The organism is Leifsonia tongyongensis (assembly GCF_010686705.1).
Taxonomy (GTDB): Bacteria; Actinomycetota; Actinomycetes; order Actinomycetales; family Microbacteriaceae; genus Diaminobutyricibacter; species Diaminobutyricibacter tongyongensis.
In genome coordinates this window covers 1,103,811-1,125,655 of sequence record NZ_JAAGWY010000001.1, presented here as the reverse complement: position 1 = coordinate 1,125,655, position 21,845 = coordinate 1,103,811, and the positions used below count along the sequence as shown (strand labels likewise).

The following is a 21,845-nucleotide window of genomic DNA, read 5'->3' as shown; positions in this document are numbered from 1 at the left end:
CATCACGGCTGCGCGAGAACACTTCGCACGACCGGAACTGCTCGGGTTCTTCCAGTTCGAAAGCGACATTTCGAAGCTGCCCGGCCAAGCTTCGGGTTTCGGCTCAATCGGTGAACGTCGTTCGTCGTTCCGGCGGCCCCACCGACGCCTTGGCCCAAATCGAGTCAGTGGGTCGGCGACTCGAGCACGTCGGCCACGTCTTCATCGAGACCGGCTCGACGGTACGCGCCGGCCACGCCGGGTGGGTCCGCAGGCGAGCTGGTCGGCTCCACTAGGTCGCGTCCTCGGGCGACCAGCCTCCGCAGCGAGGCCGCCCGCGACGAGATCTCGGCGCTCGTTCCCGTCCGGGCGTCGGCGCGCACGAATCGTGTGGCGACCATCTCGGTCGCTACGCCTCGACTCCGATCGTTGCTTCACCCACGGTTCCGAGGTCCAGCTCGATGAACTCGTCGGCCAAACGGACCGTCACACGCGGCCTCGCAGCAGCCGAGATGGTCCGGATGTGGGCACTCTCGAGCCGTCCGCGCCGCCACCGGATCGCGAGCTCGTAGCCGCCCTTCGCTCGAAGGCCGCTAACCTCGCCATCGGGCCATGCCGTCGGTAGTGCGGGAAGCAGTTCGATCGTTTTTCCGTCGGACTGAACGAGCATCTCGGCGATGCCGGCCGTTCCCCCGGCGTTGCCGTCGAACGAATAGATGTTCTGCGCCGCACCCGCGACTCCACCGGCCGAGAACGACATGAGGTTCGTCTCGCTGGCGTCGGTGATGAGGCTCGTCAGGTGCTCGAGCGCTCGATCGCCGTCGAGGAGCCGCGCGTAGTAGACCGTGAAGTTTGCCTCGACCCACTCGGTCTGCTCCCAGCCCGGTGCGGCGCGTCGACGTTCGATCGTGACCGCCGCGGCCCGGGCGAGTTCAGGCGTGGTCCGTGGCCCGATCTGCCGCTCCGGATACAGGGCGCAGAGGTGCGACGTGTGCCGATGGGCCGGGTCGGCCTCCTCGTAGTCATGGAGCCATTCCTGAAGCTGACCGTGGCGACCGATTTGAAAGGGGGGAAGAAGATCCCGTACCGCATCGATTTGCGCCCTCAGGTCGCGGTCGACGTCGAGGAGTTCCGATGCTTCGCGGCAGATCCTGAGGATGGCCTCGGCGAAGACGCGGTCGACGGTATTGCCCATCGCCACGGAACTGCGCGTGCCGTCCGGTGCCGTGTACCAGTTCTCCGGGCTGTCCGACGGGCCGGCGACCAGCCACCCGTGCTGTGGCTCGGCCACGAGATAGGTCAGAAAGAACAGGGCTGCCTCGCGGAAGACGGGGTAGGCGCGGTGGCGGAGGAAGTCGAGGTCGCGGTTGTACTCGAAGTGCTCCCACAATTGCAGGGCAATCCAGGCGCCGCCGGTGACGTTGAGCCCCCATCCCTCGCCGGATCCCGGGGCCGTGTACCCCCACGCGTTCGTGACAGTGTGGGCGACCCATCCCTGAGCCCTGTACATCTCGGATGCGGTCCCGCGTCCCGTGCGAGCGATCAGTTCGATGAGGCTGAACAAGGGTTCCTGACATTCGCCGAGCCCCGTGGGTTCCGCGGCCCAGTAGTTCTGCTGGGTGTTCATGTCGAGGTGGAAGTCGTTCGTCCACGATGCGCTGCTGGCCAGACCGTCGTTCCACTGGCCCTGCAGAGCGAGCGGCAGCGGGGAATTCTTTCGGGAACCCGCGATGGTGAGGTAGCGGCCGTACTGGTAGTAGAGCGCGACGAGCTCGTCGTCGATCCCCCCGTCAGCGAGGAGCCGGTGTCGCTCGTCCGTCGGTAGGGTGGCAGCGGCCGCTGGGGCCTCCAGTCCGAGCCGCAGTGAGGAACGTCGCATCAGCTCCCTGTGGTCGTCCACGTGAGCGGATCGCACGGCGTCATACCCGTCACCGATCGCGCGGTCGAGCAGTTGCGACACCGTCGACGAAGGATCGGCGCCCATCCAGTCGGTTCCGACCGCGATGAAGATCGTCGCCGCGTCTGCGCCCTTCACGCGAACGCCGTCGCCGACTGTCTCGACTTTGCCGCCTTCTGCGATCACGCGGGCCCGGATCAACACGGCCACGCCTTCCCGCCCGTTGCTGTGCATCGTCTCGTAGGCGTGCCCGTCGAAGGTGACCGTGGCGTCGGCGGCGGAGATCCGACCGGGGATGACCCCGGACCGGACGGCGAGATCGAACGACAGGCAAGCGGGGGCGGAGGCGGTCAGCCGAACGGCGATGAGTCCGTGAGGGTTGGATGCGATCGCTTCACGCTGAAACCGGATCCCGTCGCGCACGTAGTCGGTCTTGACGGTGGCAGTGTCGAGGTCGAGCGTCCGTTCGTAGCCGGTCTCGGAGCCGTGATTCTCGAACCGGAGGACGACCTCGGGCAGCGGGAGGTTCGTGCCGAAGGAGCGTGGGCGGCCCAGCAAGCTTTCGCGCGACAGTTCCTGGGCGGCGGCGTAGTCGCCTGCGAACAGCAACTCCCTGATGCGTGCGAGATTCTCGCGAGCCGCCGGGTTCACGTCGTTCTCCGACGGCGCTCCCGACCATGCGGTGGACTCGGAGAGCCCGATCGTCTCGGCGTCGGTGCCTCCGTAGACCATCCCACTGAGTCGTCCGTTGCCGATCGGAAGCGCTTCGAACCACCGCGTGGCAGGACTGGTGTACCGGAGCACGCCGGCGGGCTCGACCCGATCGTCGAAGTCTCGGGAGCTGGAGCTGATGAGCATTGCTGGGGTCCTTGCTATTCGCTGGTGCTCGTGAGGTGGAAGAGGAGCGACTGCTGCGGATCGAGGGTCGGCATGGGCAGGCCGGCTCCTGCGAGGATGGCCCCGCTCACGCAGAATCCCTCGGTCTTGGCCGTCTCCAGCCACGCCGGTGGCGTCTCGTGGATGGACGTGGCACCGATCTCCGTTCGCACCTGGATCCGATAGTGCCGGTCGGTCGAGAGCCCGGGGAACCGGACTCGTCCCGACTGGATCGGCGCCGACGTCGCGAGCCGGGTCCACGCGTAGAGGGCCTCGGACTGGTCGTGCGCGACGACCCCGTTGAAGATGACGGCTTCGTCTGCCACGTCGGCGCGGACAGTGCGGCCGTTGTGCAGCAGGCCGCGAAGTTCCTTGTAGAGGTCCGCCCACCGCGCGATCGTCTGCACCTCGGAGTCGGGGATCCGCGTCATATCGAGCTCGATGCCGGCATGGCCGAAGAGCGCCGTCGCCAGCCGGAACGAGAGGGACGTGACCCGATGGGTCGTGTGGGCCTCGCCCGCCCCGACGTGGTTGCCCATGAGTTCGGGTGGGATGAGCTGCGACGTCCAGCGCTGGATGTTCTGGCGTTCGACCGGATCGTTGCAGTCGGATACCCACACCCGGTCGGTTCGCTGGAGGATTCCGAGGTCGATGCGTCCGCCACCGCTGGCGCAGGACTCGATCTCGAGTCCGGGATGCCGGAGCTTGAGCTCATCGATCATCCGATACAGGGCCTCGGTTTGTGCGTGCACTCCCGCGCGGTCGTTCAACCCGCGAAGCGCAGCCTCGTGCAGTTCCCGGTTGTGGTCCCACTTGATGTAGTCGATCCGATATTCGGTGACGATCGCGTCGATGCGGTCGAGGACGTGCAGCCAGGCTTCCTCATTGGCGAGGTTGAGAACGAACTGGTGACGGATCGACGGACCCGTCCCCTCGCTCGGGGCGAGGATCCAGTCGGGATGCTGCTCCGCCAGCTGGGAGCCGAGGTTCACCATCTCCGGCTCGAACCAGAGGCCGAATTGCATTCCGGCCTCGCGTACCGTGTTCACCAGTGGCCAGAGGCCGGCCGGCCACACCTTGTCGTCGACGGACCAGTCGCCGAGCCCGTTGGTGGCGTCGCGCCGGCCAGTGAACCAGCCGTCATCGAGCACGAGCCGTTCCACGCCGACGCGCGCCGCGGAGGCGACCAACCGTTTCAAAGCGTCGATGTCGTGGTCGAAGTACACCGCCTCCCAAGTGTTGAGGGTGAGCGGACGTGGGCTGCGCGGGTGGCTAGGGCGGCTTCGGAGGTGCCCGTGGAACGCGTCGGAGACGCCATCCATGCCGGTGCCGGACCAGGTGAAGTAGACGGTCGGCGCCTGGTAGGTGCCGCCCGGCCGGAGTGAGATCTCGCCCGGGAGCAACAACTCTCCGGCACCGAGCACGGAACGATTCGCGCCGGCACCTTCGGGAAGCTGCTCGACCAGGTACCGCTGATTGCCGCTCCAGCCGGCGTGTACCGCCCACACCTCGCCTGTCCTGAACGTGAAGCCTGCCGATCCCGCCATCAGGATGTACGGGGAATCAAGGGACGGTCGGCCGCGCCTGCTCTCCCGCAGGTGGGTGCCGGCTGTGATCGGCCCGCGTTGCGGGCTGCGTTCACGCGACCACTTGCCGGTGAAATCGAGATACTCCGTTGCCCGCTCCGGAAGAGGCATTAGTGCGGTGACCGCTGCCAGGTCGTAGACGATCGGCCGGTCGACGCCGTCCTCGAGTCCCAGCGCGATGTCCACAGCAAGGATTCCGTACGCGTCGAGCTTGTACGCGACGGTCGCCGCCAGCCCGGTTCGCTCATCTGCCAGCTCTATCGCCAGGGTGTTCGTCTCGACGTCCATGTGATGGCCGGTGAGCGCGAACCGCGCGTACGGGGAGCCGTCGCGAACAGCTCCCTCGATCCCGGGAGTGCCCGACCAGGCGTCCGCCTCGGTGGGAAGGACGGTGAGCGTTCTCGGGTCCTCGGTCGAATTGTGCGTCGACGAAGCGGTCGAGCTCGCACGGAGCGCTTCGATGTCGCGCGCCGTGAGTACTCCGAGGTCGGCGCCCCAGTGAAGCACGTGCGGCACCGGTCGGCACAGCTCCACGAGCAGGCTGACGGCACCGCCACGGAGGGCGACGATCTCGGAGGTGAGGGTTTGGGTGTTCATTGTCCTCTACAGACGTGGTGGATGTGCGACGGCCTGCGACCGCGCGACGCCTCTGTGTCGCGCGGTCGCAGATGTGTGACGACTACTTCTTGGCGAGCAGTGCTTTGCTCTGCTCCTGCATCTTCGGGAAGATGCTCTCGTCGCTCTTGTTCGTGAAGTACGACTCGAACTGCGGCACCATCGCGTTGGTGAGGGCTGCACCGTTGTTGTAGACCGGGCTCGGGAAGAGCTCATCGTTCTTCACGTAGTCGGAGAACACGTGGAAGTCAGGCTGCTTCGCCCTCTGCTGCGCGGTGAGAGCATCCATCGACTTGCCAATCGACGGGAAGAACGACGCGTTGTAGAGCGCTGCCTTCGTCTGGCAGGCTTCGCTCTCCTGGTAGGAGACCCACTTCCAGGTCTGGTCAATGTGCTTGCCACCGGCCCAGATGTTATTGCCGTTTGAGTTCGACATCGCGTGGTGCTTGCCGTCGGTACCGGCGGGCATCGGAGCGATCCCGATCTTCGCGTCCTTCAGGGCTGCGTAGGTGCTGGCCTCCCAGGTGCCGCCGAGCGTGATCGCAACCTTGCCCGCCGCGAGCTGTTCGTTGTTCGCGGTGGTGAACTGGTTCAGCTGCGGGGTGTATCCGTCATTCGCGAGCTGGCGAATGCCTTTGACGCCCTGCACGACCTTGGGATCGGCGTAGTTGAATACGGTCGCCCACTGGTTCTTGTCGGGGATGTTGATGCCGTCGTTCGGCAGTATCCAGCCCCACGCGTTCTGGCCGAAGGGATCTCCGGTGGACTCGAGGTTGCTCATGCCGTAGGTTGCGATGTTCTTCGAATCGAAGCCCGGCTGGTCGCCGCGCACGCCCTTCGTGTCGACGGTGAGGTGCTTGATCATCTTGACGAACGTGCCGCCGTCTTCGGGGTTGTAGGTCAGCTTCTGCACATCGTCAGCGGTATAGCCGGCCTTTTCGAGGACGTCGGTGTTGAAGTAGAGGACACCGGTCGCCCAGTCCATCGGAAGGGCGTACTGCTTGCCGTCGGTGTACTTCCATGCGCTCGCGCCGATGGCGTACTGGCTCATGTCGATGTTGTCCTGCTTGATCTTGTCATCGAGAGCGAGCAGCTGTCCCTGGCTGGCGTAGGACTGCAGGAAGGTCACGCTGTTCATGAACGCGTCCGGAGCGTCACCGGAGACGAATCCGGCGGTCAGCTTCGTGAAGTAGTCGCTGACCTGGTACTGCGAGATCTTGACAGTGATGTTCGGGTTGGCCTTCTCGAACGCGGGGATGCAGGTCGCGTACGCCGCGCCCTGGTTGGGATCCCAGGTCCACCAGTTGACGGTGACTTTGTCGCCGGAGCCCCCGCCGGCGGTGCAGCCGGCCAGCGCCATGAGCATTGCGGCGCCCACAGCGATGGGGGCAAGTTTCTTGAGTCTCACAATGTGCCTCTTTCTAGATTCTAGGGATTCGGATTGCGGTGCTCCCGGTGGCTTTCGCGCCACCCGGCTTTCGGGCGCACTCGACCACCCCACCCACCGGTCAGCGAGCGGATGCGGGGAGCGCGGAGGGTTTATTTGATTCCGGTGAAGCCAATCGAGTTGACGATTCGTTTGCCGAAGATCATGAAGAGCACGAGCATCGGCAGTGCGGCCACCAGCGCGGCGGCCATCAGTCCGGCGTAGTCGGGCTGAGTCTGCGGTGACGCCTGCTGGAACACACCTAGCGCGACGGTCAAGGGTCGCACGCTCGGATCGTTCGCGATGAGCAGAGGCCAGAAGTATTCGTTCCAGGCGCTGATGAAAGTCAGGAGGGAGAGGGTCATGATGGGGCCTGTGCTCATCGGTACCGTGATACGGAACAGCATCTTGAACGGTCCGAGCCCGTCGATCAGCGCTGCTTCTTCGATCTCACTGCTCAGCCCGAGCATGAACTGTCGCAGGAAGAAGATGCAGAACGCCGAGAACAGGGCACCTGGAAGGATCAGGCCGGCAAAGGTGTTCGTCAGTCCAAGATCGTGAACCAAGACGAAGTTGGGCAAAAGCGTCATGATTCCGGGGATCATCAGCGCCGCGAGGAAGATTGAGAAGACCACGTTCCTTCCTCGCCACTGAAGTCGGGCGAACGCGTACGCCGCGAGCAGAGAACAGAACACAACGAGAACGGTGAGGGTGGTCGCGTAGATCAGCGAGTTCCTGACGAACAGTCCGAGATCGATGGATGCGCCGGAGCCGCCCTCCGCGATCGCCTGCGCGGGCGTCGCGAGGCCGAGAACCCGCAGGAACGGGCCGAACGTGAAGCCCACGGGAAGGAGCGAGGTCGGGTTCGAGATCAGCGCGTAGTTGTTAGAGAGCGCTGTGCGCAGGATCCAGTAGAACGGAAACAGGGTGAGCGCCAGGAACCCACCCAGATATATCCACGCGATCGTCTTGCCGATCGGGAACCGGCGACGAGTGCGCACCCGGCTCTGAGTACTCACCGCTGGCTGCGATTTGGAAAGAAGTGTGCTTGTCATCGATGTCTCAGTTCGTGTCGGTCTCATTGGCCCGAAGCAGGCGCATCTGGAAGAAGGTGATTAGCAGAAGCATCACGAAGAGAGCCATCGACATGGTCAACGCGTATCCGAAGTCGAATTCGGAGAATCCCTTCTCATAGATGTAGAGGGGCAGCACGTTCGAGGAGTTCGCCGGTCCTCCCTTGCTCGTCACGGCAACCAAGTCGAACACCTGGAAGGAGCTGATCACGGTGAGGATGATCACCATCGCCATGATCGGCCGCAGGAGTGGCAGGGTGAGCCGCGTGAACATCCGGATCTCGCCGGCACCATCGATGCGGCCCGCCTCATAGATCTCGCCAGGGATGGTCTGCAACCCCGCGAAGATCAGGATCGCGTTGTAGCCCATGGCCTTCCAGATTCCGATGAACGCCAGGCTCGGGATGACCCACTCCGACGATCCGAGGAACAGGATGGTGTGACCGGTCAGCGCTTTGATGACGGCGTTGACGATGCCGAGGCCGGGGTCGAGCATCCACTGCCAGACCAGGGCGGCGACCACTCCTGAGATGAGGAAGGGAAGAAGGACCAGCCCGCGGATCAGGTTCGACTTCGTGAGGCGATGCAGGATGACCGCGGTGACCAGCGAGATCGCCAGCCCGAAGATCACGGAGAGCGCGACGAAGTAGACGGTCACTCCCAGTGAATTCCAGAAGACTCCATCGGAGAGGAGCTGCTGGTAGTTCGCGATGCCGGACCAGACCGGAGGGGTCAGGATGTGGAAGTCGGTGAAGCTGAGATAGATGCCCCGGATGAGCGGGTAGAGGGCGAACACGAGGAAGCCTAGCGACGCGGGAAGGATCAGGATCAGCGCGAGCCGCCAGTCCCCGCGATGCGAGGGGTTCCGCCTGATCTGGCGGCTGCTCCGACGCGGTGGCGCTAACGGTTTCGCAGCTGTCATAACCACGATGTGCTCTCCTTCGAACGTGCGCGCCGGGTGTGGATGCGGCTGACCACTCGGGATCTACCCGAGGCGGTGACCAGAGAGTAACCCGACTTATATTTTCGTGTCAAGTAATAGACCCCGTAGTGCGCCCAAACGGATCGCCCTCGTGATTCACTGTATTAAGTAACCTGAGCGATTTGTAGTCGAAAGACGAATCATCGCTATTCGATATTCGTCGTTACGCTCTGCTGCCACCTCTCTTAGCCTGAGTCGAAGCAGCCCCGAACCGGAATCCGAGATCACCATGTCCTCACAGACTGTTCCTCTGATCGTCGCCCGCCCGGCCACCGACAATGTCGGCATCGTCATGGCAGACGTCGCGATAGGCGACGTCCTCGACGCCGGGGACTCCGCCGTCGTCGCGACCACGGACATCCCCTCCGCCCACAAGGTCTCGCTTCGACCCATCGCAGCCGGCGACGTCGTCGTGAAGTACGGTCAGGTCATCGGCGAGGCGACTGAGCCGATCGAGTCCGGCGCCCATGTGCATGTGCACAACGTTGGCCTCCTCGACCTCTCGACTCGCGGCGGATCGACGACCGGGTCCGGCGCCCGATTCGAAAGCGCGACGGATCTGAGCATGCGCTCCTTCGACGGCTACCGACGCAGCGACGGCCGGGCGGCGACCCGCAACTACCTCGGCATCGTCCCGACTGTGAACTGCTCGTCGACGGTCAGCAAGCTGATCGCGCAGGCGGCGAGCGCTGCGTACGCGGGCGCCCCCGGGCTCGACGGAATCGTGCCCCTTCCGCACGACCAAGGGTGCGCACTCGCCGAGCACACCCAGGGGGACGACGTCCTGCGCCGCACCCTCCACGGTTATGCGACCCACCCCAACTTCGCCGGCGTGCTTGTGGTGAGCCTGGGCTGCGAAGTGAACCAGCCGGAGAACTTCCTGCCGACCGAGCTACCCGGCGTCACGCGCCTGACGATCCAGCAGCTGGGCGGAACCGCAGCGACCGTCGCCGAGGGTGTAAGGCAGATCGGTGCGATGGTCGAGCAACTCGCAGAGCTCAGCCGTGAACCCATTCCGATCGCGGAACTCACCCTCGGTCTGCAGTGCGGCGGCAGCGACGCCTACTCCGGCCTCACCGCGAACCCCACTCTCGGAGTGGCAGCGGACATGCTCGTCGCCGCGGGCGGACGTGTGATCCTCGGTGAGACTCCTGAGATCTTCGGTGCCGAGCATCTTCTCCGATCTCGCGCGGCGTCTGCCGCCATCGCCGAACGCCTCGACGAGAGGATCGCCTGGTGGCTCGAGTACACCGAGGCCAACGGCGCGGTGCTCGACAACAACCCGTCAAAGGGCAACCGCGCGGGTGGCATCACAACGATCTGGGAGAAGTCGCTCGGCGCGGTGCTGAAAGGCGGCACGAGCCCGCTGAACGATGTCGTCGACTACGCCGCACCGGTCACCGCGCCCGGCCTCACTTTCATGGACACGCCGGGCTACGACCCCGTGTCGGCGACCGGAATGGTCGCAGGCGGTGCCACGGTGTTGGCGTTCACGACCGGCCGTGGTTCGGTTTTCGGCTCGCGCCCCGTGCCATGCCTCAAGGTCACCACGACGTCCGGCCTCTATCGGCGCATGGAGGGCGACATGGACTTCGACGCCGGATCCGCGTTCGGCCATGATCGCCAACTCGAGCTCGGCGCCGAGCTCTTCGAGTCGATTATCGAGATGGCATCCGGGCGTCCGAGCAAATCCGAACAACTCGGCTTCGGCACGGAGGAGATCGTGCCGTGGCGAATCGGAGCCGTGCTGTAGGCCGATTGCGCAGGCCGACTCCCTAACGAAAGAGAATGATGATCGAGCCCACTGTCACCGAGGTCGGAAACCATGGCCTCACCCTTCCGTCCATCGGATTCGGCACCGCAGCTCTGGGCAATTTCCTCAGCGTTGTCCCTGAACGGCAAGCCGTCGAGACGTTGCAGCATGCCTACGAGTCGGGTATCCGCTACTTCGACACAGCGCCGCTGTACGGGCACGGGCTCTCCGAGCAGCGCATCGCGAACTCCATCGCCGGCGAACCGCGCGACAACTACGTCCTCTCGACGAAGATCGGCCGTCTGCTGAGGCCGGACGCGCCGAGGGACGAGAGCCAGTACGACGGAGATGATCCGTTCTACGTTGACGTGCCGCCGGTCGGCCCGGTCTGGGATTTCAGCTACGAGGGAGTGATCACCTCGCTGCACGAGAGCCTTGAGCGGCTGCAGCTCGACCGGGTCGACATCCTGAACATGCACGACCCGGACGACCACTACACCGAAGCGCGTGACACCGCGTACGCCGCCCTTCGCGACCTTCGGGAGCAGGGCACGGTCACGGGGATCGGCGCGGGGATGAACACCACACCGATCCTCACGCGCCTGGTCGAGAGCTGCGATCTGGATGTGGTTCTTCTCGCCGGCAGGTACACACTGCTCGACCAGTCTTCGGTCTCCGATCTCCTCCCCGCCTGTCGCGCCAACGGAACCGCTGTCATCGTGGGCGGGGTCTTCAACAGCGGAATTCTCATCGACCCCTCCGACGACGCCCGCTTCGACTACGTGCCCGCGTCGGGGACGATGCTCGAGAAGGCGAGACGGATCCGAACGATCTGCGATCGGTACGGTGTCCCCCTGGCCGCTGCCGCCATCCAATTCCCGCTTGCGCATCCGCAGATCACGACGGTGCTCATCGGAGCCCGCTCCGTTGATGAGCTCCATGACGACCTCGCGCTGTTGGCGGTGCCGATTCCGGATGCGCTGTGGCACGACATCCGCTCGGCCGGTCTCCTTGATCCGGATGTGCCCGTGCCCAGTCTGGAAGGCGCGGTCCGATGACCCGGGCTCTTCGAATCGATGCGCATCACCACTTCTGGGACCCCGCGCAGTTCCACTATCCGTGGATGGAGGGCGCCGCGCTGGACCCGGTGCGCCGCCCGTTCACCCCTGACGACCTGGCCCCGGAACTGGCCCGAAACGACATCGACGGCACGGTGCTCGTGCAGACCGTGTCCGACCTTTCCGAGACCCGAGGGTTCCTGGATCTCGCGCGCGACACACCGTTCGTCTACGGGGTGGTCGGGTGGGCCGATCTCACCAGCGCCCAGCTGGGCGAAACCCTCTCGGAGCTGGCGGGCGAGTACGGTCGCACCCTTGTCGGTATCAGGCACCAGGTGCACGACGAGGGCGACCCGCGATGGCTCGAGCGTGACGATGTCGTGGCGGGTATCCGTACTCTCGCCGACCACCAGCTCGCCTACGACCTGCTGGTGCGCACCCGCGAGCTCCCCTCCGCCGTCTCCGTCGTGGCTGCGTTGCCCGACCAGCGGTTCGTCCTCGACCACATCGCGAAGCCGCCGATCGCCGAAGGCTGGAGCGACAGCTGGGCGACGGAGCTGGCGCTGCTGGCAGCCCTGCCTAATGTGAGCGTGAAGCTCTCCGGGATGGTCACCGAGGCGAAGTGGGACTCGTGGACGCCCGAGACCCTGAGCGCGTATGTCGTATGGGTTGTCGAGCTGTTCGGCACCGACCGGATCATGTTCGGTTCCGATTGGCCGGTCTGCCTGCTGGCCGCCCGGAACTACTCCGAGGTCGTCGACGCGCTGGCAGACGTGCTCGTCGGCCTGAGCGCGGCCGAGACGGCCGCTGTGTTCGGCGGGAATGCCGCCACCTGGTACGACCTGGTCCCGGTGGAGTGATGGTGTCCCGGATCCTGGTCACCGGCTCGACAGACGGTATCGGCCTTGCGACCGTCCGCGCTCTCGTCGGCAAAGGGCACAGGGTCGTCGCCCATGCCCGTAGTCAAAGGCGGGCGGAGGAGGTCCGCGGCGAACTGCACGGCGTCGAGACGGTGCTGATCGGAGACCTGTCCTCTCGGGATGACGTCATTGCCTTGGCCTCAGAGGCGAACGCATCCGGCCGGTTCGATGCCATCATCCATAACGCGGGAATCGGCGCCACTGAGCCCGTGCGCCACGCAACGACGGAGGGCCACGCGCACGTTCTGGCCATCAATGCGCTCGCTCCGTTTATCCTGACCGCCCTGATCGAGCCGCCCGACAGGCTCATATACGTGACGAGCGGCATGCACGCCCAGGGCGACACCAGCCTGAGCGACCTCCAGTGGCGCGACCGCGAATGGGATCCCCTGCAGGCGTACGCCGACAGCAAGCTGCTGATGATCGCGCTCGCGTTCGCCGTCGCACGGCGGTGGCCGCGCGTGTCGTCGAACGCGATCGATCCCGGCTGGGTCCCCACGAAGATGGCGAAAGGGCAGAACGCTACCGACGACCTCGCCCTGGCACATGTCACCCAGGTCTGGCTGGCGACCAGTTATGCGCCGGAAGCCATCAAGAGCGGGCGCTATCTCCATCATATGCAGCCGCTGAATGCACTCGCCCTTGCGCACGACCCCGGCTTCCAGGATCGGGCGCTCGCCGGAATGGAGCGGCTCACCGGATTGCGGCTGCCGCTCGGCCGACCGCTCGGCCGCTAGCGCGCCGCCTCGGGAACCCGCAGCCCGCCCATCCCGCCGTCGACGGCAAGCAGCGTGCCTGTAGTCGACGCCGCCCGCGGGCTAGCGAGATAGGCGATCGCGTAGGCGGCCTCGTCGGCGGTCACGAGGCGACCCATCGGCTGGCGTCTCGTGAGTTGATCGCGCGCGAGGGCTGCATCTTCGGCCCCGTCGAGCAGGCGTGAGACCCAGGGGGTGTCCGCCGTTCCAGGGAGGACGGCGTTGACCCGCACCCGTCCGACGAAATCGGCGGCTGTCGCGAGCGTGAGCGCCTCGATGGCGCCTTTCGAAGCGGAGTACAGAGCGCGTTGCGGCACACCGACCCGGGCGACGATCGAGCAGGTGTTCACGATCGCCGCCGCTGGGGATCGAAGCAGGTGTGGCAGCGCCGCGCGCGTCACTCTCACCGTGCCGACGACGTTGAGGTCGAGCACCCGTCGCCACTCGTCATCGTCGTTCGCTCCTACGTCACCCACTGCACCTATGCCGGCGTTGTTGACCACGATGTCCAGCCGGCCGAAGTGCTCAACGACCCGAGTGATCGCAGCAGTCACGGACTCGACATCGGTGATGTCGGCCTCGCAGAACAGCACCCCCGGCTCGCTGCTCGGGTTGCGGTCGAGGACGGCGACGGATGCCCCGCGCGAAAGCAACTCTCGTGCTGTTGCCGCGCCGATGCCACTGGAACCGCCGGTCACGAGCGCGACGAGGTTCTCGAATTCACTCATCGGGGAGCCACCACGCGCTGGCGTTGCTCGCCCAGCCGGTCGATTCCGAGGGTCATGACATCGCCCGGCTGGAGGAAGCGAGGAGGGTTCGAGCCCATGCCCACCCCGGGCGGTGTTCCCGTATCGATCAGGTCGCCAGGCTCGAGAACCAGGAACTGGCTGAGGTACCAGACGATGAAATACGGATTGAAGATCATCGTCGCCGTCGAACCGGTCTGTGCCCTGCTTCCGTTGACGTCGAGCCACATGCCGAGAGCGTTGACATCAGAGATCTCGTCCGGGGTGGCGAGCCACGGACCGGTCGGGTTGAATGTCTCGGCCGACTTGCCTTTCATCCATTGGCCGCCGCGTTCCATCTGGAAGGCGCGTTCGCTGACATCGTTGACGAGTACGAATCCGGCGATGGCTGAGCGAGCGTGCTCCGGGGTTGCCAGGTAGCTGGTTCGCCGCCCGATGACCACCCCGAGTTCGACCTCCCAATCGGTCTTGGTGGCACCGCGCGGAATTCGCACGTCGTCATCCGGACCGACCACGGTGTTCGGCGCCTTGTTGAACACGATCGGTTCGGACGGAACGGCCTGGCCCGTCTCCTCGGCGTGGTCGCGGAAGTTCAGCCCGATGCAGAGCACTTGGTGGGGCCGCGCGATCGGCGCGCCGATCCTCTCACCTGCGAACGTCTCGATGAGGCCTCGATCCGTGCGCGCCGCGACCTCGGAACGGACACGATCGAGACCGTTCGACCGGAAGAATTCTTCGTCGAAGTCAGTCGCGATATCGGAGACGTCGACGTATTCACGGTCGTTCAGACGGACGACCCGTCGTTCCGTGCCGACGGGGCCGATGCGCATGAGTTTCATTGAGAGGCCTTCTGTTGGTTGCCTCCCCAGCGTCGGTGTCGGGTTGTCCCGGCGTCAACGACGTCTTGCGGATGCCGCGTATCCGCAGCGCGAATATCTGTCGCGTCAGCGCCGCGCGCCAGGCCATTTCGGCGAACCCGATCAGCGAGGAGCCGGGATCTCCCAGGTTCCTGGGGGTCGTGGGGCAGCGATCACCGTCGAGATGAATGCACGGGCAGCGGCGCTCAGTGGCCGCTCCGAATGCCACCACACACCGACGTCCCGATAGTGGTCGATTCCGAGTTCGCGGAAATCCAGGCCGTCCTGTCGGATCATCGCGAACCCGAGGTAGTTCATCACTCCGATGCCATGACCGGCGCGGACCATAGCGCCCAGCGTGGACGGCTGATGCGAGACACTGCCGCCCGGCAGCTGACGGTGGATCGAGCTAAATGCCGACTCGGCTTCGGAGCCGAGGACTTCCTCGGAGAGCGGGTTCCCGATCGTGATGACGCGCTCGCCTGTCAGCCGACTCGGGTCGACGACGTCGTCATCGAGCAGCGGATGCCCGACCGGAGCTACGACGACGAAGGGCTCCCGCCACAGCGGACGCACGGTGAATGCGCGGTCTCGCGGTTCGGGTCGCATGGGTCGAAGTGCCACGGCGACCCGCCGCTCCGAAAGGGCCGTCTCGATCGTGCCGACATCGCCGTCGAGGATGGAGAGCTCGATCTGCGGATGCTCGTGTTCGAGTTGGGTCAATACGCCGGGAAGGAATTCGGAGCTCGCGCTGACGAAACTCGCCACTTTGACCGTTCCTGAGATTATGCCGCGATCAGCGAGCACGCCTGAAGTCAGCTCATCTGCGGCGGCCAGCACCGCGCGCGCCCTGGGAAGGAGCGCTTTGCCTTCCTCGGTCAGGGTCAGTGGACGGACTCGTCGTTCGATGAGGGAGCAGCCGAGTTCTTTCTCCAGATTGGAGATGTGCGCCGAGACCCGCGGCTGCGACAGGTGCACGAGCTCGGCTGCGCGTGCGAAGCCGCCAGCGTCGACGACTTCGACCCAGGTTCTGAGCCAGGTGAGGTCGAGGGTCATCGTGAACACTCCGTCGGTCGGTCGATCTGAGGTTTGATACTAGCGGGGCTCCTTTTCGAGGTCGTGCCGAACCATCAGCGAAACGGATTGCTCCTATTCGCAAGTCGTGATTGACCGCCGTCGAGTGCCGTGAGCGAATGGGAGCCTAGGTAAGAAGGAGAGCCATGATGACGATCGAGAGCGTACTCGGGAGTGCCAGAGGAGTCCTCTCGCCCGATGCCGGTGACAGCGTTCGGGGCGACGACGGCGCGGTGATCGTGTCCATCGAGACGTACGCGCTCGCGGTACCGCTGGCCCGGCCGATTGCCGATGCGACGGCCGCGATGTCGCACTGGACCGTGCCGGTCGTTGAGATTCGCACGGCCGACGGTCGCGTCGGTACCGGCATTTCGGGAGTGCATTGCGCTCCAGAGCTCCTCGCCGATGTCATCGGAAAGTACTACAGCCCGTCGCTGCTAGGCGCATCATCGGAGGACGTCCTGGGAACTTGGAAACGCCTCTACTGGTTGCCGACGCACTGGATGGGTCGCGCCGGCGTAGTGCACATGGCTTTGGCGATGGTCGACATCGCCCTCTGGGACCTCTCAGCCCAGCGCGCGGAGACGCCGCTCTGGCGACTTCTCGGCGGAACCGCCGCCGACATCGAGGCCTACAACACCGATGGCGGGTGGCTCAACCTGAGCGAGACGGAGCTCACACGCGACTTGCTCTCCCTGATCGACGACGGATGGAACCGCGTGAAGATCAAGGTCGGAAAAGGCGACTTCCGCGAGGACGCGCGACGGGTGCGAGCCGTGCGCGCGGCGATCGGCGACGACGTCACGCTGATGTGCGACGCGAACCAGCGCTGGGACCTCGCGACCGCGAGCCGCATCATGCCCGTGCTCGAGGAAGCCCGCATGGACTGGGTCGAGGAGCCGCTGCACGCGGACGACCTCGGGGGCCATGTTCGGCTGCAGCGTGGGACGATTCTCGATATCGCCGCCGGCGAGAGCATCTATTCGTACCAGCAGTTCTCCAGCTTCATCGAGGCGGACGCCTTCCGAGTCGTTCAGGTCGATGCCACACGCGTCGGCGGAGTGACCGAGTGGCTCCAGGTGGCCGCTCACGCGGCGGCACGAGGGCTGCGCATCGCCCCACACGCGGGCGACATGATGCAGCTGCACCAGCACCTGGTGGGCACTGTCGTCTCCGAGGTTCCGCCGCTGATCGAGTTCATCCCGTGGACCCAAGACGCATTCGTCGAACGCAGCACGGTCAGCGAAGGCTATCTGAAACGCCCACAGCTGCCAGGCGCGTCGACGACCATCGACCCTGTCGCCCGCTCGCGGTGGCAAATCACCGGCGTCGGCGGCGTCTTCAGTTCGTGATCGCCTCCTGGCGCGACGAATGACTCTGCCGGCCGCCCGTACGCTCGATGAGGCTTTCGCGGGGTCGGATCTCGACTTCAGCGAGCGCGCGAGCCTGCGTCGCGCGCTCGCGCATGACGCATCCCACTATCTCCTCGTACCGAACGCGATCCTCACCCCGACGACAGCAGACGAGGTCGCCCAGGCGATGGCGATCGCCCGCGGCGCGGGCGCGCCGCTCACCTTCCGATCCGGCGGCACCAGCCTGTCCGGTCAGGCGAGCACCGAAGGAGTCCTCGTCGATACGCGGCGGCATTTTCGCCGGATCGAGGTTCTAGACGACGGCGCGCGCGTTCGCGTCCAGCCAGGGGCAACCGTCCGCCAGGTCAACGCGAGACTTGCCCGCTTCGGGCGCAAGCTGGGCCCCGATCCGGCCAGCGAGATCGCCTGCACGATCGGCGGAGTCGTTGCGAACAACTCGAGTGGCATGGCCTGCGGAACGGAGCACAACACCTACAACACCCTGGAATCGGTGGTCGTGGTTCTCGCCAGCGGAACAATCATCGACACCGCGGCAGCGAACGCCGACGAGCAGCTGCGTGCCGCCGAGCCCGAGTTATACGAGGGCTTGAGCGAGCTTCGACGGAACCTCCTCGCAGACAGAGAGTCGGCTTGTCGCGTTCTCGAGCAATTCCGCATCAAGAACACAATGGGCTACTCGGTCAACGCACTCCTCGACTTCGAACGTCCCGTCGACATCCTCTTGCACCTCCTCGTGGGAAGCGAAGGCACGCTCGGCTTCGTTGCCGAGGCCGTCTTCCACACCATCCCTCTCCTGCCTGCAGCGGCGACCGGACTCCTGATCTTCGACGACCTCGATGCTGCAACCGCAGCGCTTCCACTGCTTCTGGGCGCGGGATTCGCGACGATAGAGCTGATGGATTCGCGCTCCCTCGTAGTCGCACAACAGCAGTCAGACTGCCCGGCGGAGATCAGTCGCCTGACGGTCGTCGAACACGCAGCTCTGCTCGTCGAACTCCAGTCCCCCGATGCCCGGACGCTGCAATCGGCGACGGACAAGGTCTCGCTGCAACTCGCAGAGCTCCCGCTCTCCCAGCCCGCCACCCTGTTGACCGATGCCGCCGCGCGAGCCGCGCTCTGGCATGTTCGCAAAGGGCTCTACACCGCTGTCGCGGGCGCGCGCCCCAGCGGGACGACGGCACTGCTCGAGGACATCGCGGTGCCGGTCGAGCGGCTGCTCGCGACTTGTCACGAACTGATCCGGCTCTTCGATGTCTATGGCTATCAGGGATGCGTCATCTTCGGGCACGCAAAAGACGGCAACGTCCATTTCATGGTAAACGAGCGCTTCGACGAGGACGGGGCGCTCGGACGGTACCGACGTTTCACGGAGGACATGGTCGCGCTGGTCCTCGAGAACGGAGGCACCCTCAAAGCCGACCACGGCACCGGCCGCATCATGGCTCCTTTCGTGCGACGCCAGTACGGGGACTCGATCTACGTCACGATGGTGCGAATCAAGCACCTCTTCGATCCACTGGGCCTGCTCAATCCCGGCGTCCTGATCAACGACGACCCTGACTCCTATCTTCGGCACTTGAAGATCACGCCGACGGTCGAGCAGGAAGTCGACCGCTGCGTCGAGTGCGGCTACTGCGAGCCAGCCTGCCCGAGTCGTAACCTCACGCTCACACCGCGCCAGCGCATCGTCCTCCGGCGCGAGATGGAGGCGGCGCGCAACAGCGGCGATGCCGAACTGCTTGAAGAGCTCGAACGCGACTACGAGTACGAGGGCGTGGAGACCTGCGCAGTCGACGGGATGTGCGCAGTCGCCTGCCCGGTTGGCATCAACACCGGTGATCTCGTGCGCCGACTACGCGCAGAGGGCCAAGCGAGAATCCCGTCGGCTATTGCACATGCCGCCGCCGGTGCGTGGTCGCCGATCAGCCGCGGCGGGGCACGGGCGCTGTCCATCGCCGATCGGCTGCCGGCCCAGATCGTCACGGGCGCGACCCGAATGGGAAGGGCCCTCCTCGGCGCCGACGTCGTTCCCCTCTACGACGCCGATCTCCCCCGCGGTGGCGCACCCAGGGCACGCCTCGCGAGTTCACCCTCACACCCACAGGCGGTTTACTTTCCGGCTTGTGTCGGCACTATGTTCGGCCCGGAGAGCGAGTCGAATGGCATCCAGCATTCCTTCGCGGCCCTGGCCGCCCGAGCCGGCGTCGAGTTGCTAGTGCCCGACGGTATCGACGCCGCATGTTGCGGGACGCCGTGGAAATCGAAGGGCTTCCTCGACGGCTACTCCCGGATGCGCGGCGTCACGCTCCCTCTTCTTCTCAGCGCCAGTGACAATGGCAGACTGCCCATCGTGTGCGACGCCTCATCGTGCACCGAGGGGCTCGAGACGATGCGAGAGATTGCGGTCGCCAAGGGTGGCGCGTACGCCGGGCTCCGGTTCGTCGACTCGGTCGCGTTCGCGGAACAGGTGCTCCTGGCCGGCCTCACGATCAGCTCGCCGCTGGGGTCCGCCATCGTCCACCCGACCTGCTCGTCGACGGCACTCGGCACGACGGCTGCGATGACACGGATCGCACAGGCGGTGGCCGACGAAGTGATCGTGCCCGACGACTGGAACTGCTGCGGGTTCGCCGGAGACCGGGGGATGCTTCATCCCGAGCTCACTGCCTCGGCGACCCGCGCGGAAGCTCTAGAGGTCACGTCCCGCTCGTATGACGTGCATGTATCGTCCAACCGCACGTGCGAGGTCGGAATGACGCGAGCGACGGGCGCGGCGTACGTGCACATCCTCGAGGTCCTGGAACGGGCGACACGACCGTAGCCATAATTACATTCCTTGATAAACGAATTCAGCGACATTCTGTCGGCAAGAGTGCAGTGTGGCAGTTGACGGCGCTTGACCGCGGAAACTATTGTGAACTCGAACGTGCACTGGTGCACGCTCACGACGTATGACGAACGTATGAAAGCAGAATCGAGTTCCGGTGACGAGTTCAAGGGCTTCTGACGAGTTGTCGGGTTTCTCGCTGGAGACACCGGCAGTCGTCGACGTGTTCACCGAGGTGTTGAAACGTGGCCCGATCGCGCGGATCGACATCGCCCGCCGAACCGGCCTCTCCCAGGCGGCGGTCACCAAGGCCGTCGCACCGCTCCTTCTGCGCGGACTGCTGTCAGCGCATGACAACATGCGGCCCACCCAGCCGGGCAGGCCGGTTCAGCCGATAAGCGTCAATGAGGGCGCACAGCTCGCCATCGGTGTCACCGTTCGCGTAGACGAGGTCTTCGGAGTCGCAACCACGATGCGCGCCAATGTGCTCCACTCCGTCACCCGGCGACTCGCGAGCACCTCTGTCGAGGCCGTTGTCGAGGCGGTCGCTGCGACTGTCGAGGCGTTGCAGCGGCGACTCGGCGATGACGCGGAGAAGGTTCTCGGCGTCGGTGTCGCAGTGTCGGGCGATGTCGACAAGCAGCACGGCTTCGTGCGCGCATCCCCTCGCCTGAACTGGTCGACCGTTCCATTCGAGAAGATGCTGCGCGACCGCCTCGGCCTCGCCGTCATCATCGACAACGACGTGCGCGCCCTGTCGATCGCCGAGGAGTGGTTCGGAATCGGCGTCGACGCAGAATCGTTCGCGATCGTGACCATCGGCGCGGGCATCGGCTGCGGTCTTTACGTCAACGGCGATGTGATCGAGGGCGCGTACGGCGTGGCCGGCGAACTGGGTCACCTCCCCCTCGGACCGTCGGACCTCGTCTGCTCGTGCGGTCGGCACGGATGCGTCGAGACCGTCGCCTCGTCGAGCGCCATCCTCGAGGCGGTCCGTTCCGCGAAGCACGATCCGCTGCTCACGATGCGGGAGGCGGTCCAGCTGGCCCGCGCTGCCGACCCGGATGCGGTCGCAGCCTTCGAGCGCGCGGCAGTCATCATCGGAATGGCCCTTGCGACGATGGCGAATCTGGTCGGGCCGAGCGTGATTCTCGTCGCGGGTGAATCGGTGACGGACTTCGACCTCTACGAGCAGAGGATCCGCGAGAGCTTCGACGAGCACACGTTCGGGGCTGCCGGCCAGTGCCAGATCGTCACGCGGTCTCACACCTTCGAAGACTGGGCACGCGGCGCCGCGGCATCCCTTCTTCGAGCCAGCGTCACCCGCACCTAGCGCAACGCTTCGTCGAACCGCGCCGGTTCTCATCCGTCCCTGACCTCGTCGGCGAGCACCGCCTTGAGCTCCGGAACCGTTGTCGACAGCCCGTTCGCGACGTTGACCGTCGAGAGCACGACCGGCATGTCGAATGCCTTCGCGATCTGCGCCGAGGCTGATGGCGTTCCGCGTCATCAGTCCCGGGTCCATCGACCGGATGTCCGCAACGGGTCGGTTCGAGGGGTCCCGGCGGGGTTCACTTCGCCAGCGGAACCGAGGATGCGATCACCGAGTGTTCACGACCCCAGACGGATGCGACGCCACGTGGGCGCTTCTATACGGTCCCCGGTCGCCACGATTTCAACGCTCCGACCTCGAGACAATCTGCCTGCTCAAACACGCTCCCGCTTCCACCAGCCCAGTAGCCGCGGCTCTCATTTCATAAACAAATCGCCCACAGACGGCGCCAGCCCGCCCTCGGGCAGGCTTTTCCGCATTCCCGCGCCATTTTCGATGCGAAAATGACACGATTCGATCGACGAACACGAAAGGCCGGCCCGAGGTTTCCCTCAGACCGGCCTTTCTTCGTTCGCTCGACCTATTTCATGAAGCCGTTTCCGGTATTTCATGATCCAGCCCGCGTGCGCGAGGGGGGACTTGAACCCCCACGCCCTTTCGAGCACTGGCACCTGAAGCCAGCGCGTCTGCCAATTCCGCCACTCGCGCGAACTTA

General features: G+C 65.2%; 16 protein-coding genes and 1 tRNA gene. 7 read left to right on the top strand and 10 right to left on the bottom strand.

Going from position 1 to position 21,845, the window contains the following annotated elements; translation table 11 throughout:
* Positions 1 to 164 precede the first annotated feature (164 nt).
* The 6 genes from G3T36_RS05435 to G3T36_RS05410 all read right to left on the bottom strand — a co-directional run bounded on the left by G3T36_RS05435 (position 165) and on the right by G3T36_RS05410 (position 8,374).
* The gene (locus G3T36_RS05435; protein ID WP_163288538.1) at positions 165 to 380 is read right to left on the bottom strand and encodes a hypothetical protein; all 216 of its coding nucleotides are present in this window, start codon (positions 378 to 380) and stop codon (positions 165 to 167) included.
* An 8-nt stretch (positions 381 to 388) separates the two neighbouring features.
* Positions 389 to 2,734, bottom strand: a complete 2,346-nt coding sequence (locus G3T36_RS05430) for a glycoside hydrolase family 95 protein (RefSeq protein WP_163288537.1) — start codon at positions 2,732 to 2,734, stop codon at positions 389 to 391.
* A 14-nt stretch (positions 2,735 to 2,748) separates the two neighbouring features.
* Positions 2,749 to 4,935 carry an alpha-galactosidase gene (locus G3T36_RS05425; RefSeq protein ID WP_163288536.1) on the bottom strand — a complete coding sequence of 729 codons (2,187 nt, stop codon included), beginning with the start codon at positions 4,933 to 4,935 and terminating at the stop codon, positions 2,749 to 2,751.
* An 82-nt stretch (positions 4,936 to 5,017) separates the two neighbouring features.
* Complete coding sequence (locus G3T36_RS05420; RefSeq protein WP_205245012.1) at positions 5,018 to 6,361, bottom strand: extracellular solute-binding protein; 1,344 nt, start codon at positions 6,359 to 6,361, stop codon at positions 5,018 to 5,020.
* Positions 6,362 to 6,492: 131 nt separating this feature from the next.
* Positions 6,493 to 7,434 carry a carbohydrate ABC transporter permease gene (locus G3T36_RS05415; protein WP_163288535.1) on the bottom strand — a complete coding sequence of 314 codons (942 nt, stop codon included), beginning with the start codon at positions 7,432 to 7,434 and terminating at the stop codon, positions 6,493 to 6,495.
* 7 nt (positions 7,435 to 7,441) lie between these two features.
* The gene (locus G3T36_RS05410) at positions 7,442 to 8,374 is read right to left on the bottom strand and encodes a carbohydrate ABC transporter permease (RefSeq protein WP_163289092.1); all 933 of its coding nucleotides are present in this window, start codon (positions 8,372 to 8,374) and stop codon (positions 7,442 to 7,444) included.
* Between the two features lie 289 nt (positions 8,375 to 8,663).
* Between G3T36_RS05410 and G3T36_RS05405 the strand changes: the two genes are divergently transcribed.
* The 4 genes from G3T36_RS05405 to G3T36_RS05390 are packed head-to-tail and all read left to right on the top strand — an operon-like array spanning position 8,664 to position 12,902.
* On the top strand, positions 8,664 to 10,187 hold the full coding sequence (locus tag G3T36_RS05405; RefSeq protein ID WP_163288534.1) for a UxaA family hydrolase: 1,524 nt from the start codon (positions 8,664 to 8,666) through the stop codon (positions 10,185 to 10,187).
* A 35-nt stretch (positions 10,188 to 10,222) separates the two neighbouring features.
* The gene (locus G3T36_RS05400; protein WP_205245011.1) at positions 10,223 to 11,245 is read left to right on the top strand and encodes an aldo/keto reductase; all 1,023 of its coding nucleotides are present in this window, start codon (positions 10,223 to 10,225) and stop codon (positions 11,243 to 11,245) included.
* Positions 11,242 to 12,105 (top strand): amidohydrolase family protein, encoded by an 864-nt coding sequence (locus G3T36_RS05395; protein ID WP_163288532.1) that lies wholly within the window; start codon positions 11,242 to 11,244, stop codon positions 12,103 to 12,105. Before G3T36_RS05400 ends, G3T36_RS05395 begins: the two co-directional genes overlap by 4 nt.
* Positions 12,105 to 12,902, top strand: a complete 798-nt coding sequence (locus G3T36_RS05390) for an SDR family NAD(P)-dependent oxidoreductase (RefSeq protein ID WP_193570869.1) — start codon at positions 12,105 to 12,107, stop codon at positions 12,900 to 12,902. The genes G3T36_RS05395 and G3T36_RS05390 overlap by 1 nt, the downstream gene beginning before the upstream one ends.
* On the opposite strand, the gene G3T36_RS05385 is transcribed toward G3T36_RS05390, so the two are convergent.
* From G3T36_RS05385 to G3T36_RS05375, 3 genes are all read right to left on the bottom strand, one after another.
* The gene (locus G3T36_RS05385; protein ID WP_163288530.1) at positions 12,899 to 13,648 is read right to left on the bottom strand and encodes an SDR family NAD(P)-dependent oxidoreductase; all 750 of its coding nucleotides are present in this window, start codon (positions 13,646 to 13,648) and stop codon (positions 12,899 to 12,901) included. The genes G3T36_RS05390 and G3T36_RS05385 overlap by 4 nt on opposite strands.
* Entirely contained in the window at positions 13,645 to 14,505 is an 861-nt protein-coding gene (locus G3T36_RS05380) for a fumarylacetoacetate hydrolase family protein (RefSeq protein ID WP_163288529.1), read from the bottom strand. Before G3T36_RS05380 ends, G3T36_RS05385 begins: the two co-directional genes overlap by 4 nt.
* A 141-nt stretch (positions 14,506 to 14,646) precedes the next feature.
* Positions 14,647 to 15,579, bottom strand: a complete 933-nt coding sequence (locus G3T36_RS05375; RefSeq protein ID WP_163288528.1) for a LysR family transcriptional regulator — start codon at positions 15,577 to 15,579, stop codon at positions 14,647 to 14,649.
* A gap of 164 nt (positions 15,580 to 15,743) precedes the next feature.
* Between G3T36_RS05375 and G3T36_RS05370 the strand changes: the two genes are divergently transcribed.
* From G3T36_RS05370 to G3T36_RS05360, 3 genes are all read left to right on the top strand, one after another.
* Complete coding sequence (locus G3T36_RS05370) at positions 15,744 to 16,949, top strand: mandelate racemase/muconate lactonizing enzyme family protein (protein ID WP_205245010.1); 1,206 nt, start codon at positions 15,744 to 15,746, stop codon at positions 16,947 to 16,949.
* Positions 16,950 to 16,968: 19 nt separating this feature from the next.
* Positions 16,969 to 19,791, top strand: coding sequence for an FAD-binding and (Fe-S)-binding domain-containing protein (locus G3T36_RS05365; protein ID WP_193570868.1), 2,823 nt, complete (start codon positions 16,969 to 16,971; stop codon positions 19,789 to 19,791).
* Positions 19,792 to 19,954: 163 nt separating this feature from the next.
* Positions 19,955 to 21,130, top strand: a complete 1,176-nt coding sequence (locus G3T36_RS05360) for an ROK family protein (RefSeq protein WP_338031471.1) — start codon at positions 19,955 to 19,957, stop codon at positions 21,128 to 21,130.
* A gap of 624 nt (positions 21,131 to 21,754) precedes the next feature.
* On the opposite strand, the gene G3T36_RS05355 is transcribed toward G3T36_RS05360, so the two are convergent.
* Positions 21,755 to 21,838, bottom strand: a tRNA-Leu gene (locus tag G3T36_RS05355).
* Positions 21,839 to 21,845 lie beyond the last annotated feature (7 nt).

Excerpts from the sequence above, each read along its gene's own strand:
- G3T36_RS05435 (WP_163288538.1), bottom strand. The coding sequence starts at position 380 with ATGGTCGCCACACGATTCGTGCGCGCCGACGCCCGGACGGGAACGAGC.
- G3T36_RS05430 (WP_163288537.1), bottom strand. The coding sequence starts at position 2,734 with ATGCTCATCAGCTCCAGCTCCCGAGACTTCGACGATCGGGTCGAGCCC.
- G3T36_RS05425 (WP_163288536.1), bottom strand. The coding sequence starts at position 4,935 with ATGAACACCCAAACCCTCACCTCCGAGATCGTCGCCCTCCGTGGCGGT.
- G3T36_RS05415 (WP_163288535.1), bottom strand. The coding sequence starts at position 7,434 with ATGACAAGCACACTTCTTTCCAAATCGCAGCCAGCGGTGAGTACTCAG.
- G3T36_RS05410 (WP_163289092.1), bottom strand. The coding sequence starts at position 8,374 with ATGACAGCTGCGAAACCGTTAGCGCCACCGCGTCGGAGCAGCCGCCAG.
- G3T36_RS05405 (WP_163288534.1), top strand. The coding sequence starts at position 8,664 with ATGTCCTCACAGACTGTTCCTCTGATCGTCGCCCGCCCGGCCACCGAC.
- G3T36_RS05400 (WP_205245011.1), top strand. The coding sequence starts at position 10,223 with ATGATGATCGAGCCCACTGTCACCGAGGTCGGAAACCATGGCCTCACC.
- G3T36_RS05395 (WP_163288532.1), top strand. The coding sequence starts at position 11,242 with ATGACCCGGGCTCTTCGAATCGATGCGCATCACCACTTCTGGGACCCC.
- G3T36_RS05390 (WP_193570869.1), top strand. The coding sequence starts at position 12,105 with ATGGTGTCCCGGATCCTGGTCACCGGCTCGACAGACGGTATCGGCCTT.
- G3T36_RS05385 (WP_163288530.1), bottom strand. The coding sequence starts at position 13,648 with ATGAGTGAATTCGAGAACCTCGTCGCGCTCGTGACCGGCGGTTCCAGT.
- G3T36_RS05380 (WP_163288529.1), bottom strand. The coding sequence starts at position 14,505 with ATGAAACTCATGCGCATCGGCCCCGTCGGCACGGAACGACGGGTCGTC.
- G3T36_RS05375 (WP_163288528.1), bottom strand. The coding sequence starts at position 15,579 with ATGACCCTCGACCTCACCTGGCTCAGAACCTGGGTCGAAGTCGTCGAC.
- G3T36_RS05370 (WP_205245010.1), top strand. The coding sequence starts at position 15,744 with ATGATGACGATCGAGAGCGTACTCGGGAGTGCCAGAGGAGTCCTCTCG.
- G3T36_RS05365 (WP_193570868.1), top strand. The coding sequence starts at position 16,969 with ATGACTCTGCCGGCCGCCCGTACGCTCGATGAGGCTTTCGCGGGGTCG.